This window comes from Phytobacter sp. V69 (assembly GCF_965644215.1).
GTDB lineage: Bacteria > Pseudomonadota > Gammaproteobacteria > Enterobacterales > Enterobacteriaceae > Phytobacter.
In genome coordinates, this window is sequence record NZ_CBFFRL010000133.1 from 1 (window position 1) to 13,684 (window position 13,684).

The 13,684-nt window shown below is 56.2% G+C and carries 13 protein-coding genes and 2 pseudogenes; 1 reads left to right on the forward strand and 14 read right to left on the reverse strand.

Annotation, left to right across the window (positions count from 1 at the left end; all coding sequences use genetic code 11):
• Window positions 1-150: 150 nt before the first annotated feature.
• From cutC to ACSZPU_RS17475, 12 genes and pseudogenes are all read right to left on the reverse strand, one after another.
• Entirely contained in the window at window positions 151-894 is a 744-nt protein-coding gene (gene cutC / locus ACSZPU_RS17420) for a copper homeostasis protein CutC (RefSeq protein WP_499001307.1), read from the reverse strand.
• 83 nt (window positions 895-977) lie between these two features.
• Window positions 978-1,538 carry a VOC family protein gene (locus ACSZPU_RS17425; RefSeq protein ID WP_499001310.1) on the reverse strand — a complete coding sequence of 187 codons (561 nt, stop codon included), beginning with the start codon at window positions 1,536-1,538 and terminating at the stop codon, window positions 978-980.
• A gap of 90 nt (window positions 1,539-1,628) precedes the next feature.
• Window positions 1,629-2,588: a YbgA family protein gene (locus ACSZPU_RS17430; RefSeq protein ID WP_499001312.1), complete on the reverse strand. Its 960-nt coding sequence runs from the start codon at window positions 2,586-2,588 to the stop codon at window positions 1,629-1,631.
• Window positions 2,589-2,600: 12 nt separating this feature from the next.
• Window positions 2,601-3,131: a DUF3833 domain-containing protein gene (locus ACSZPU_RS17435; protein ID WP_499001314.1), complete on the reverse strand. Its 531-nt coding sequence runs from the start codon at window positions 3,129-3,131 to the stop codon at window positions 2,601-2,603.
• Window positions 3,128-3,646, reverse strand: a complete 519-nt coding sequence (locus ACSZPU_RS17440) for a hypothetical protein (RefSeq protein WP_499001331.1) — start codon at window positions 3,644-3,646, stop codon at window positions 3,128-3,130. The genes ACSZPU_RS17435 and ACSZPU_RS17440 overlap by 4 nt, the downstream gene beginning before the upstream one ends.
• A gap of 5 nt (window positions 3,647-3,651) precedes the next feature.
• Window positions 3,652-4,137, reverse strand: coding sequence for a DUF2878 domain-containing protein (locus tag ACSZPU_RS17445; protein ID WP_499001315.1), 486 nt, complete (start codon window positions 4,135-4,137; stop codon window positions 3,652-3,654).
• Window positions 4,134-5,353: pseudogene (locus tag ACSZPU_RS17450) on the reverse strand (class I SAM-dependent methyltransferase). Before ACSZPU_RS17450 ends, ACSZPU_RS17445 begins: the two are co-directional and overlap by 4 nt.
• Entirely contained in the window at window positions 5,350-6,072 is a 723-nt protein-coding gene (locus ACSZPU_RS17455) for a DUF1365 domain-containing protein (RefSeq protein WP_499001317.1), read from the reverse strand. Before ACSZPU_RS17455 ends, ACSZPU_RS17450 begins: the two are co-directional and overlap by 4 nt.
• 1 nt (window position 6,073) lies before the next feature.
• Window positions 6,074-7,333, reverse strand: coding sequence for an NAD(P)/FAD-dependent oxidoreductase (locus tag ACSZPU_RS17460; RefSeq protein WP_499001319.1), 1,260 nt, complete (start codon window positions 7,331-7,333; stop codon window positions 6,074-6,076).
• Entirely contained in the window at window positions 7,330-8,049 is a 720-nt protein-coding gene (locus ACSZPU_RS17465) for an SDR family NAD(P)-dependent oxidoreductase (protein ID WP_499001322.1), read from the reverse strand. The genes ACSZPU_RS17460 and ACSZPU_RS17465 overlap by 4 nt, the downstream gene beginning before the upstream one ends.
• On the reverse strand, window positions 8,046-8,480 hold the full coding sequence (locus ACSZPU_RS17470) for a nuclear transport factor 2 family protein (RefSeq protein ID WP_499001325.1): 435 nt from the start codon (window positions 8,478-8,480) through the stop codon (window positions 8,046-8,048). The genes ACSZPU_RS17465 and ACSZPU_RS17470 overlap by 4 nt, the downstream gene beginning before the upstream one ends.
• A gap of 221 nt (window positions 8,481-8,701) precedes the next feature.
• Complete coding sequence (locus tag ACSZPU_RS17475) at window positions 8,702-9,430, reverse strand: MerR family transcriptional regulator (protein WP_499001327.1); 729 nt, start codon at window positions 9,428-9,430, stop codon at window positions 8,702-8,704.
• Between the two features lie 278 nt (window positions 9,431-9,708).
• On the opposite strand from ACSZPU_RS17475, the gene argS reads away from it, so the two are divergent.
• Window positions 9,709-11,442, forward strand: a complete 1,734-nt coding sequence (gene argS / locus ACSZPU_RS17480; RefSeq protein WP_499001328.1) for an arginine--tRNA ligase — start codon at window positions 9,709-9,711, stop codon at window positions 11,440-11,442.
• 155 nt (window positions 11,443-11,597) lie between these two features.
• Here the strand turns inward: argS and bglB are convergent, their stop codons facing one another.
• Both bglB and ACSZPU_RS17490 read right to left on the reverse strand, forming a co-directional pair.
• Window positions 11,598-12,737 (reverse strand): beta-galactosidase BglB, encoded by a 1,140-nt coding sequence (gene bglB, locus ACSZPU_RS17485; RefSeq protein WP_499001329.1) that lies wholly within the window; start codon window positions 12,735-12,737, stop codon window positions 11,598-11,600.
• A 10-nt stretch (window positions 12,738-12,747) separates the two neighbouring features.
• Window positions 12,748-13,596: pseudogene (locus tag ACSZPU_RS17490) on the reverse strand (MFS transporter); the annotation flags it as partial.
• Window positions 13,597-13,684: the final 88 nt, after the last annotated feature.

Genomic DNA, 13,684 nt, shown 5'->3' on the forward strand with positions numbered 1-13,684 from the left:
GGTTTTGATAACTGGCTTAAAGCTGAAAGCTTTCCGGAACCCCCAGCCTAGCTGGGGGTTTTTTGTGCACAAAAAAAGGCCCCTGTTAATGGCAGGAGCCTGGTACGAGCAAGCATCATATTGGGCGACATGATGCGCGGTAAAAACCGGTTATGGGCGATGTTCAACAATCATTGTTTTCATCACCGCCACTGCCTCGCCGTCTACACCATAACGCGAATATTCATCCGCGGCGGCGTCCGACGACATGGACAATCCTGTATTGCGATAACGCATTGGCGAAGGTGTCCAGATACCTGCCGAGCTGTGCACTTCTTTCACGCCCGCGTCCAGAAAACGCTTCAGGTTCGCTGCACGGACACCTGCACCCGCCATTATTATTGGAACACTTAAATGGGTATTTAGTTCCATAATTAATGAAAGACCTTTTTCAGCACTCGCCTGCTGCCCCGATGTCAGGATGCGCGCGACACCTAAATCTCTCAGTTTTTCAGCGGCTTCGAGTGGTTTCGCACACATATCGAAGGCACGATGAAATGTCACCGCCATCCCTTGTGCCGCCTGCATAATCTGCTGCATGCGCGAGACATCGACATTGCCGTCTTCGTCCAGCACGCCGGTCACCATGCCCGGAAAACCGAGTTCGCGGATAGCCCGGATATCGTCCAGCATGGCGGCAAACTCATCGTCGGTATAGCAAAAATCACCGCCACGCGGGCGCACAATCGGGTGCACCGGGATCGTTACCCGCTGGCGGGCCGCTTTTAATACGCCAACAGAAGGGGTTAACCCGCCCTCTTTCGGCGCTGCGCACAGTTCGATGCGGTCGGCCCCGTGATTTTGCGCTATCTCCGCACAGGTTGCGCTATAGCAACATATTTCCAGTAACGTCATCTCTTCTCCCTTTAAGATGCGACATTCTCAGCATGGCATTTTTTTAGCGAAACGCACGCTGAGCGCCCTCACACAGTTACATTCTATTGCTCGCTGGACACGATATCTTCAATCGACCAGGGGTGAAATTTGACGGTAACTTTGCCATCCGTCACCGCCAGCGTCGGGTTTGGCAGACGCTCGCGCTCCCCTTTCGGCGAGCTGGTCTTCACAAAAATCCCCGGCTGGCTCAGTCCTTCATCGGAAAGCAGTGCCAGCGCACGGGCGTTCAGGGTTTCCGGCTCACCCGACAGCACGATTTCAATATGCTCCCACCCCTCGTGCGGGTAGCGTTTTTCCCCTGGCCACGGCAGTTCGACCACGCTAAACGCCCAGTGCGCAACCTGCACCGGTGACGATAATCTGAACAGGCAGATAGGTCGACCATTGATGAGGGTTTCCGACAGCAGCTCGCCGCACTGTTCAAACCCACGACGCCAGCGCTCAGCCGTTGCGTTCTGATGGCAGCGCAGCGAAATATGATCGGCATTCAGCTCGCGGGTATCCAGACCCAGGCGGGTCACAAGGTGCGTCAGGTCGTCGATGAAACGCGGAAGATCTGCAGCGATATACTGCAGTTCGTCGATATGTTGCCAGCTCGCCATTCTTTTTTATCCATACGGTTTTATTCGAGCGCTAATTTACCGTGTTCTGCGCCGCTAACCAAATCAGGTTATGCCCGCCGAGGATGGCTCTCACTTGATATTCAGGCGCAGGCCTAAGTCGTCGGGATAGGGATTGAAATAGTTTTGTGCCAACAGATAGCGGTCAGGATATTCCCCCAGGTAATGTTTAAGCAGCGTTAACGGGGCAAGTATCGGTAACAGCCCGGCGCGATAATTAAGGATAACCTCCCGCAGCTCACCGCGCTGGCGAGGCGTCAGCTTACTGTGAAAATACCCCTGAATGTGCATCAACACATTGGTGTGGTTCTTGCGAGACGCCGGTTCTTTTAGAATGATCATCAGCTTTTCGCGGTAAACCTCGAAAAACTGTTCCAGGTCGTCCCACTGAGAAAGCGACGCCACAAACGGCCCGATTTCACGATATCCGGCCTGATGATGTGCCAGCAGTTGGAGTTTATAGCGACTGTGGAAATCAAGCAGGCTGTGGCGGGTCAGACCGCGCGCCCGTAAGCTGTTCAGCTCATGCAACGCGAACACGCGCTCGACAAAGTTCTCCCGCAGCACCGGGTCGTGCAGGCGACCGTCCTCTTCAACCGGCAGCCACGGCCAGGCCGCCATTAACGCACCGGTAAAACGTCCCACGCCCTCTTTGCGCCCCCGCTCGCCTTTTTCATCGTATAGCCGCACACGCTCCATGCCGCAACTGGGGGATTTCGCACAGACAATAAAGCCTGATAGTTCGGCCACCCTGGGCAGGTACGCCGCCGTGAAGTCGTCCATTTTCTGCGTGACATCCTCATTCGGCGCGTGGCTAAAACGCATACGGGTATCCCCGTCAGCCGCTTTAATCAGACGCAATGCCGGGCGGGGAACGGGCAGCCCCATGGCCATTTCCGGACAGACGGGACTGAACGTTACGCACTGGGCAAGTTCATCCATCACAAACCCCATCCTTTTATGCCCGCCATCGAAACGCACGGCGGAGCCGGTCAAACAGCCGCTAATACCAATCATCGGTTGAGTTTTCATGGTTTTCTCCTCTTAGGGCGCTTGTCGCGTGAAGAACAGCGTTACCGTAGCAACGGTAACGCCGAATTTCTTCATGGCCGTTTTATTGAAAAGGTGCGTACCGTCTTGCAGATACATCCAGTCATCAAAGTGCAGCAGCCAGGTTTTCCCGTCCGCCTTGACGTTCATGCTATAGCGCCAGTTAAAGGCATTGCCTGCCGCCTGGCCGCTGGCGACACCCTCGATATCACCGGCGGTCCCCTCGTAACGGTCGTTGCCGAGACGCCGGATATGCCACACCCGCTGCTGTTTTTCACCATCGTCATACACAAAGTGTTCGTTCAGTGTCAGCGTGTCACCGACCACAGCGCCCTCAATCTCGACGTGGAAGCGGCGCAGCTGTTTGCCGCTGCAGTCCTGCACCATCCCCCAGGCTTCGCTCTTGCCCTGAAAATAGTGAAAGATATCGAGACGCGGCTGTTGATGTTGATAGTCATTGATGTCGCTGCTGCAGCCTGTCAGCAGTAAGATAAACGTCAGTCCCAGTGCCAGAATGCGTGTCATTGTTCACCTCCCATTAACTGCTGACGCAGTTTGGGATATTGCGTATGGGGATCGAGCCAGATGGCCAGGAAATGGGTGCTGAATGCCAGAGATTGTTGTGGCCCCAGCGGGGTGAAGCTTTTTTGCGCCGCCGATGGGCGATACCAGAACTGTCCTTGCTTATCGCTAAGGACAAACGCCAGTTGCGTTCCTGGGCTAACATTCGGCCAGAACGTTCTGAGCGAGCGCAGCCAGCCTTCGCTTTGCGCTTCCTGAGTCAAAACCCCCAGTGCCTGCCACTGTTCGCGGGTGGCATCGATCAGTTCATCGCGCGTGATGTCGCGTTGATAAGTGATGATTAACACCTGATCCTGCTCGGGCGAGATGTAGCGCCCCTGCGGCGTACGCAACTGGGAGGTATAAAGGGTGAAAGGCCCCCAGGTCAGCGTTGCATCGCCGGTTTTGCGCCAGTTTAACCAGTCACTGGCACACGCAAACGGAGCGGCGGCTATCAGTAACAACAGGGCAACGCGCAGCGCATTCATTGTCGCCTCCCCATCATTAAATGGAAAAAGAGCGCCAGTATCAGCCATCCCAGCCCCAGCCAGCTCAGCACGATAAAGTTCGGTTGCAGGAACGTAATGGCGCCCAGACGCTCACCCACATAGTAGGCAGTGGGTCCGCCGATCGTTGCCAGCAACGCCAGGATCCAGCCCAGCAATGCCGTGGTGCAGGTCAGATGGGTCCAGACGACGGCAAACATGAGCCACAGCGCCACCATCCACAGTGGCAACAGCGCATCGTCGGTAAAATCAATCAACCCTGTCAGCGCCCAGACGCCATCCAGCGAACTGCCCGCCGCGGCCAGAATAAGAGCATAAATGCGCTGTGCGGGTGAGAGCATCACGCAGGCCAGCATCGCCAGCCCGAGCCAGACGATGATGCCGCGCTCGCGAAACAGCACCACCAGTATCCAGTAAAGGTCGAAGGCGATGGCCATCAGGAAGACCTGCAAATGGCGGTTCATACGCGCTCCGCGGTCAGTTGCACCACGCTGATGGTTCGCGCATTGAAACCCGCTTCGCAGTAGCCGAAGTAGTAAATCCACATGCGGCGAAAACGTTCATCAAAACCCAGCGTTTCAATCTCTTGCCAGGCCTGATTAAACCGCTGCCGCCAGTGTGCCAGCGTACGGGCATAATCCGGTCCCATATCAAACACGTTGCGCACCACAAAATCAGTGTGCCGGGTCATGAGGTTGTGCATGGCCGTGATGCTCGGCAAGAAGCCGCCGGGAAAGATGTAACGTTGGATAAAATCGACGCTTTTGCTGTAATCGCGATAGCGCTGATCCTGGATGGTGATAGCCTGGATAGCCATCTTACCCCAGGGCGCAGGCGTGCCTGGCAGGTACGAAAGAAGGTCGGCAGATAACGTTTTCCCACGGCCTCAATCATTTCGACCGAGACCAGTTTGTCGAACGTGCCGGTCAGGTCGCGATAATCGCAGAGCAACACCTCAACCTGATCCTGCAAACCGGCCTGAGTAATCCTCGCCTTCGCCCAGTTGTACTGCTCGCGCGACAGCGTAGTAGTAGTCACCCGACAGCCGTAATGGCTGGCGGCATATTCCGCCATCGCCCCCCATCCGGTGCCGATCTCCAGCAGGTGGTCATCAGGCGTCAGTGCCAGTTGCTCGCACACCCGCGCCATTTTTGCTTGCTGCGCGCTGGCAAGATCCTGGTCGGGTGTGCTAAACAGCGCGCTGGAGTAGAGCAACTGCTCATCAAGAAAATGAGCATAAAAAAGATTACCCAGGTCATAGTGCGCGGCGATATTGTCCCGCGCCTGCAGGCGGTCGTTGCGCCGCGTCCAGTGACGCAGCCGCTCAATGGGTCGACCCAACAGACGAAAACCGCTTTCCAGTGGCCCCAGTACCTGGTCGTTAAGCGCCAAAATCTGCAACAGCGGAGTCAGTTGATGCGTCTCCCATTCACCGTCCATCCACGCTTCTGCCGCGGCGAGGCTCCCGCCCGTCAGCACACGCCAGTACACGGCCGGGGAAAGGACCCTCACCTCGGCGCACAATGAGGCGGTGGCATCGCCAAAATGAAAAGTCTGCCCGCCTTCACGCAGGGTGAGGGATCCTTCGCGTAGCCCACTCAGCAGGCGAAACAGCAGCCAGCGCGCGACACGAGCATTACGCGGAATATCGGGTTCAAGCGCATAGACGGGATCGGTCATGAGCGTTCACTCCTGCGGCCGGGATGGTTATAAAGAGGCACGCGCTTAAGCCACAGCCGCAGCGCCTGCCAATAGATGGCAGCCACCGTTTTGAGGGTCATGAGCGGGATTCGCAGCAGCAATGAGGTGAGTACCGCGCGTGTCAGGGGGCGTCGTGCCAATATCAACGTGGCATCGAAAACCTTCGTCTCCTGATGGCTTTCGATGTGCATATGCAGCATTTTGCCGGGGCTGTTAAAGCGCCAGTGATAAATCATATTCATCGGGTTAAACGGCGAAACATGAAACGCTTTCTCCAGCGGGCGTGCCGTTTGTCCGTCGACGGCATAGTAATGGCGTTCATTCCATGGCGTATTGCGCACCTCCGCCAGCACCCAGCGCAGCCTGTCTTCCCGGTCGTAGCAGTAGTAGAAGTTGACCGGGTTAAAATGAAAACCGAAATAGCGCAACTGGGTGAGCAGCATCACCCGGCCCAGCGGGCGCTCGCCGGTCAGACTTTCCAGCCGCTCGAGGACCTTGTCTTTAAGCGGCGCACCCAACGGATAATCTTCGTCACAAAAGGCGGCGACGGCAAAACGGTTACGACGAATGCCGGCTGTCGCAAGCATGTCCAGCTCATCCAGATCGAGCCACGCCATAAACACGCGATAGCGAAAATGGTGTTCCCGGGGGCGGAGACGTCTGTGGCGCAACACACCTTCATACAGACAGCTGTTCATGTTACTGGCCCTCCCCTGTGGCGATGCCCTTCACCACATCCAGCGCGCTGCGTACACCATCTTCATGAAAGCCGTTGTACCAGTAAGCGCCGCAGTACCAGCTACGCTGGCGGCCATTAATCTCGCCGCGACGCGCCAGCGCACGCCAGCTTTGCGGATTAAACAACGGATGCTCATAGACAAAGCGTTGCCAGACATGACGCTCGTCAATCGGTTGGTCGGGGTTCAGGGTGACGCAGAACAAGGGGGTTCCCTCAGGCAGCCCTTGCAGAATATTCATGTTATAGGTGACGCACGCACTGGCCAGGTCCTGCTCGCTCAGACGATAGTTCCAGCTCGCCCATGCGCGTTCGCAGACCGGGAGCCAGCGCCTGTCGCTGTGCAACACCACCTCGTTACGCTGCCAGCCGATATCGCCAAGAATCTCAGTTTCTGCAATGCTCGGCTCCGCCAGCATCGCCAGCGCCTGGGCGGAATGGCAGGCGAAAATAACCTGGTCAAACGAATGGGTCGTATCGGCGAGTTGAATGTCGACACCCGCATCGTGGCGGATAACCCTCTGCACGGGTGCGTTGAGGCGCAGGGTCAGGCGCTCACCCAATTGCGTAAGAATGGCGCGGATGTACTCGCGGGAACCACCGGGCACCACATACCACTGCGGACGGTGGTTCACATCCAGCAGACCGTGGTTATCAAAGAAACGCAGAAACAGCGGCAACGGGAAACGACGCATCTCTTGCAGTGACGATGACCAGATGGCGGCGCCCATCGGCAGAATGTAATGACGGGCGAAAAACGGGCTGAACCGATGCTCATCAAGGAAGCTTTGCAGCGTGGCGTTCTCATCCACCTTCCTTGCGAGCGCCTGTTTTGCCAGGCGATTAAAACGCAGGATGTCGCGCAGCAAGCGCCAGAACCTCGGATTGATAAGATTGCGGCGCTGAGCAAACAGGGACGTAAGGGTGTGTCCGTTATACTCCAGCCCACTTTGCGGGTTGTGGACGGAAAAACTCATCTGCGTCTTTTGCACGGCAATGCCCAATTCACTGAGCAGTCCCATAAAGCGCGGATAGGTGCGATCGTTGTAGACGATAAAACCAGTATCAACGGCCCAGGTTCCCTGCGGGGTGGTCACATCCACCGTGGACGTGTGCCCGCCAGGGGTAGCCTGTGCTTCAAAAAGGGTCACCTGATGATGCCCGGCGAGCCGCCAGACGCAGGTCAGACCGGCAATGCCGCTGCCAATGATTGCGATGTTCATGGTCGTACCATCCTGCGCAGTAACCTTCGCTGGAGCACCGACGGGAGTGCAGCGAGCAGCCGCAGCAGCAGCGCAAAACCCGTCGGAAAGGCGATATGTTTTTTCCCCTTCGCCACACCGCGGCGAATTGCGGTAACGGCCTGCCCGACGCTCACCCGACCAGGCATGGCAAAGTCGTTTTTGCGGGTCAGCGGTGTGTCGACAAACCCCGGCGAGACCACGGTGACGGCAATTCCTTTCGGCACCCAGTCCAGACGCAGACTGTCTGCAAACCAGCTGAGTGCGGCCTTTGACGCACCGTAGGCTTCGGCCCGCGGGAAAGGCAGCCAGTGGGCCATTGAACTAACCAGCACCACGCGGCTACCGGGTTTGAGCTGCGTCTGGAGCGCGGCAAGGCAGTTCACAGGCCCCTGAAAGTTGGTGTTCATCACCCGTTCAACAAGGGCGGGATCGATGTTGCCATGGTCGAGATACTCACAGGTTCCCGCACAGAGAATCGCCAGTTCGACATCGCAGTCGGCGAGAGCCTCACGGCAAGCCTGCGCGTCCGTCATATCAAACAGACGCAGGGTGATATTCGGGCTGTACTGATGCAGCGCATTCAGTCGATCCGGATCGCGCCCGCAGGCAATCACCTGATAACCGTCATCGGCCCAGGCTTTAGCCAGCCCGGCACCAATACCCGAACTTGCGCCCGTCACCAGCACCCTTTTCATGCACGTACCCTTTTTTTCACGCCGCGCACCGCCCAACCCAGTACCGGAAGATGTTCATACAGCATCTCTCCGGCGTCGTAGTAATCGCGCTGATAGAGGATCTTATCGCCCTGTACTTCCACCACCGAACAACCGGGAAGTTCCAGCGTTTCACTGCCACCGATATTCGGATGCGACCAGTACATGGTCCAGGTCACCGCAAAACGCTGGTCACCACAAAGAGGAGGATCGATGGAGAAACGGCACTGTTCGACATTGGCCAGCAGATGGTTGAGATAGCGATGGATAGCGAGGAAGCCTTTGTGCTCGCCGAACGGATCGCACAGCACGGCGTCAGGATGGTAAAGCGCGGTCAGCGCCGTCGGTGGCTGGTTTTCCAGCTCCGCGTAATAGTCAATGAACCTTTCAATGACGGACTGCATCGTGCTCATGAAACGTACCCTTACTGTGGACAATACGTGGCGCTCGCTTGACTTAAAACTTACACAGTAAGTTATATTTGTCCAAGTTTTGGTGTGATATTTTTTAACACATTAAATATATCAACCACTTAACTTCAATAAGTTTTGTACAAAAAAAGAGAGAAAAAATTAAAAACGTGCACATTCAGGCCGCAGCGAGGCGGCCGTCCCCGCAAAATCAGGAAAGGGTTTTAGAGGGTGATAACGTCGAGGAAATTGACCTGTAATTGCCACAGCTCAATTTGTTTTTTTCGCGCGGCCGACAATTTACCGCTGGTGACCAGCAGCCATTTTCTATCCGGAAAGATCTCTGGTGCCAGCGTCGCAGGGGGAACTGGAAGGACATCGATGCGGTGCCCCTGCCCCGTTCGCCGCAGCGCTTCAAGCCAGATCTCACACGGGTCGGTCAAATGCCAGCCGGTGATTAAATAGTTATCGCCCGGCGCACGCTTATCCCCTTCAAGGCAAAACGAGGTGTAGGAGATAATAATGCCATCGAGGATTTCCCGCAGCGTCATCATTGCCGCAACGTTGGCAGACACTTTACTGCGTAGCGGGCGCAGCACTTCGGTAACCAGCTCCGGGCGGGGATATTCACGGCCTGAATCGTAAATAAGCTGGCGCAGGGAGTCGATTTTCCCCTCTTTGAGGCGCGAAAGCATGGTTTCTTGCAGGGTGACCCAGTTATTGGTCCGCCGCGTACCGGGCCTTGCCAGCAGCGGTTTCACCTGGCTTACGGGAACGCCTTTTTTTACCCAGTCGAGGATTTTGAGCGCCTGTTGCACATCGTCATCGCTGTACAGCCGGTGCCCCCCGTCCGTGCGCATGGGTTTGAGCAGACCGTAACGACGCTGCCAGGCGCGTAGCGTGGTCGCCGTTATCCCGCAAAGCCGGGCAAATTCACCAATGGAATAAGACATAGTGTGCTCAAAGAAATAAACGCTTCTTACTATACTAACAGCAAAATCCGTAGGCAGGATATCGAACGAGATCAGACGCCTGGCGGCGGGTTGAGCGGTCAAAAAACAACGTCGCGGTCAGAGGAAGAAAGCACGAATCCGGCCGCGCATTTTGCAGCGCGCCGCGTTGGTTCCGGTGCTGACGCCTGCGGGCATTTGCAGTATACTCCCGCCTTTCATAATCAACACCCGGACGCGGCCTGCCCGTATGCGCTGCGTCATCAATGTAAGGTATCCCGGTGAATATTCAGGCTCTACTCTCAGAAAAAGTCAGTCAGGCGCTCATTGCCGCAGGTGCGAATGCGGATTGCGAACCGCAGGTCCGCCAGTCTGCAAAAGTCCAGTTCGGCGACTATCAGGCCAATGGCGTGATGGCTATCGCCAAGAAATTGGGCATGGCGCCGCGACAACTGGCCGAGCAGGTTCTGACTCATCTCGATCTCCACGGGATCGCCAGCAAAGTTGAAATCGCCGGTCCTGGCTTTATCAATATTTTCCTTGCCCCGGAATTTCTGGCAGAGCAGGTAAGCCAGGCGCTGCAGTCTGACCGTCTGGGCATCGCGAAGCCGCAGGCACAAACCATTGTTATCGATTACTCGGCGCCAAACGTGGCGAAAGAGATGCACGTGGGTCACCTGCGTTCCACCATCATCGGCGATGCGTCCGTACGTACCCTGGAGTTCCTTGGCCATAACGTTATCCGCGCCAACCACGTGGGCGACTGGGGTACCCAGTTCGGTATGCTGATTGCGTACCTGGAGCTGCAACAGCAGGAAAACGCGGGCGAAATGGCGCTGGCGGATCTCGAAGGCTTCTACCGTGAAGCGAAAAAACACTATGACGAAGACGAAGTTTTCGCCGAACGCGCCCGTAGCTACGTCGTGAAACTGCAATGCGGTGACGAATACTTCCTGCAGATGTGGCGCAAGCTGGTCGACATCACCATGTCCCAGAACCAGATCACCTATGACCGTCTGAACGTCACCCTGACGCGCAAAGACGTGATGGGCGAAAGCCTGTACAACTCGATGCTGCCGGGCATCGTGGCAGATCTGAAAGCTAAAGGCCTGGCGGTTAAGAGCGAAGGCGCAACCGTGGTGTTCCTGGACGAGTTCAAGAACAAAGAAGGCGAGCCGATGGGTGTGATCATCCAGAAGAAAGATGGCGGTTACCTGTACACCACCACCGATATCGCCTGTGCTAAATACCGTTACGAAACGCTGCATGCCGACCGCGTGCTGTATTACATCGACTCCCGTCAGCACCAGCACCTGATGCAGGCGTGGACTATCGTGCGTAAAGCTGGTTATGTGCCTGAGTCTGTTTCTCTGGAACACCACATGTTCGGCATGATGCTGGGTAAAGACGGCAAGCCGTTCAAAACCCGCGCGGGCGGTACGGTGAAACTGGCGGATCTGCTCGATGAAGCGCTGGAACGCGCCCGTCGTCTGGTAGCAGAGAAAAACCCGGATATGGCGGCAGACGAGCTGGAAAAACTGGCCAACGCCGTGGGTATCGGCGCGGTGAAATACGCGGATCTGTCAAAAAGCCGTACCACCGACTATGTCTTCGACTGGGACAATATGCTGGCGTTTGAAGGTAACACCGCGCCGTATATGCAGTATGCCTATACCCGCGTGCTGTCCGTGTTCCGTAAAGCAGACATTGACGAAAGTGCCCTGCTCGCTGCGAAGGTCGTCATTAGCGAAGATCGCGAAGCCCAGCTGGCCGCACGCCTGATGCAGCTTGAAGAGACGCTGACCGTGGTCGCCCGTGAAGGGACGCCGCACGTGATGTGTTCTTATCTGTACGATCTGGCAGGTCTGTTCTCTGGCTTCTACGAGCACTGCCCAATCCTGAGCGCAGAGAGCGAAGAAGTCCGCAACAGCCGCCTGAAACTGGCACTGCTGACCGCGAAGACGTTGAAGCTGGGTCTGGATACGCTTGGTATCGATACCGTCGAACGTATGTAACGTTGACAGTATGTAAAAAAACAAAACCCGGCACATGCCGGGTTTTGTTTTTTTACATACCATCGGAAGAATTCCCGGATGCGGCGTTGCCTTATCCGGGTTACAAATCGCACCGACCGTAGCCCCGGTAAGCGCCAGCGCCACCGGGGAAACGCTTAGAAATACTTACGCAGATACTCGGTCAGACACAGCATCGCCATCGCCTGACCATACGGCATGGAGGTCAGCGGGATCTGGCGATAGAAATCCAGGTCGCTGCCCATTCCGGTACCGAAAGAGACCTGTAGCAGCTCGCCTTCTGCGGAGATATTTTTCACCACCGCCTTGATCGCTTTCTCGGCCACTTCCGCATATTCCTGACCGACATAACGCTTACGCACCGCTTTCAGAATACCGTAGGCGAACCCGGCGGTTGCCGATGCTTCAAGATACGATTTCGGATCGTCGAGCAGCGTATGCCACAGCCCGCTGTCGTCCTGGCACTCCGCCAGCGCGGCGATTTGCGCATTCAGGACCTGCACCAGGTAACGGCGTACCGCGTTGTTTGCCGGTAAATCCACCAGCTCCAGGAAATCCGGGATCACGATGGTCAACCAGCTGTTGCCACGCGCCCAGCGAGCGTGCGCAAAATTATGGTTGCCCTCATAATTCCAGCCGTGGAACCACAGACCGGTCTCTCTGTCCATCAGGTTCTGCACATGCAGCAGGAACTGATAGGTCGCTTCTTCCACGTATTCCGGGCGGTTCAGCAGTTTGCCGATTTTTGCCAGCGGCAGAACCGTCATCATCAGAGTGTCATCCCACATCTGCTGATGGTTCTCTTCCGCCAGCGTGATGTGCTGCATGCCACCATGATCGGTACGCGGCATCTCATTCATCGCCCACTCGGCCCAGGTTTCCAGCCACGGCAGGTAACCCGGATTGCCGGTCTCTTCGTAGCGATACGCCAGCGTCAGGAACGGTGCCATGGTATTGACGTTCTTGGTGGTCGCCCCCTCGGCAAAGCGGTCAGCGAACCAGATGTCGATCACATCACGCACCGTCTGATCACCGGTCTGCTGGTAATACTGGTACATACCATACAGACCGACGCCATGGGTCCATTCCCAGCCTGCCCATCCTTTGGTGTCAATCACACGCCCGTCGTCAAGCCGCAGTAAAAACTCGCCGGTGGTGTCGTGAATATTGACCAGATTGTGCGTTATCTTCTGAATCAATGATTTCAGCTCGTCGCGGGCGATAAAACGCTCTGGCTGACAAAGTAACGGGCTATGTTTGACAGGCCAAACCTTCATATTCTTAACCTCAGTTGTAAGTCGATTTCAGTGACGCGTTTTCTTTCAGGGAAGGCGCTGCAGGTTTATTACGATTCAGATAGCCAATGTTGTTGTTGCCCCACAGGGACTCAAACGGCAGGCCTGCCAGCATGTCAACGGTGGCACGCGCCTCTGGCGTTACGCTTTCCGGAATCACACGGCCGGACTCTCGCATTTTGGCAGTTTCCTCACGCAGGACACCGTGAGTTTTCAGGTTCAGCTTAAAGCGCAGAGAAACCAGGAAGCCGCAGGCCAGTACCAGCAAGGTACCGAAGCACATGATCATCAGGATGGTGTGGCTGACTTCCGGCACCTGGGTTTTCTGGCCAGAAACGAAACCGGATGCCTGCATGACGATACCCACCAGCATGACCGCACCGGCCTGAGAAGCTTTACGGGTCAGGGTCATGATGCCCGCGAAGATACCTTCACGACGCTGACCGGTGACCACTTCATCAATATCGGCAATGTAGGTATAGGTGTTCCACGGTACGTAATTGATACCACCACGGCCCAGACCGGCAACGGCAGACACCAACAGCAGCAGCGCATAGATGTCGCTCAGACCCGCCCAGTAAAGGATGGCGAAGGATGCAGCGCTCAGACCAAACAGCACCACAACCATGCGATAAGACGGTGCCGGTCCGAAACGGATACACAGCGGGATCATGGCGATAACGGCGATGAACTGGAAGATGGCCATGGTGCCAAGCAGACTTGAGGCCAAGGACGCTTCTTGCATCAGCACGAAGACCACGTAATACGTGAAAACGGCATTGAAGACGTCCTGGGCTATGTAGCCCCCCAGGTACATCCCCAGATGCTGACGGAAAATTTTAGATAGTGTCATCACAAGATTTTAGCCCAGAGAGCGATGCATCTGATCTGGACGGCAGCGAGAAATGAGGCCGTATTTTTTGCGTAGC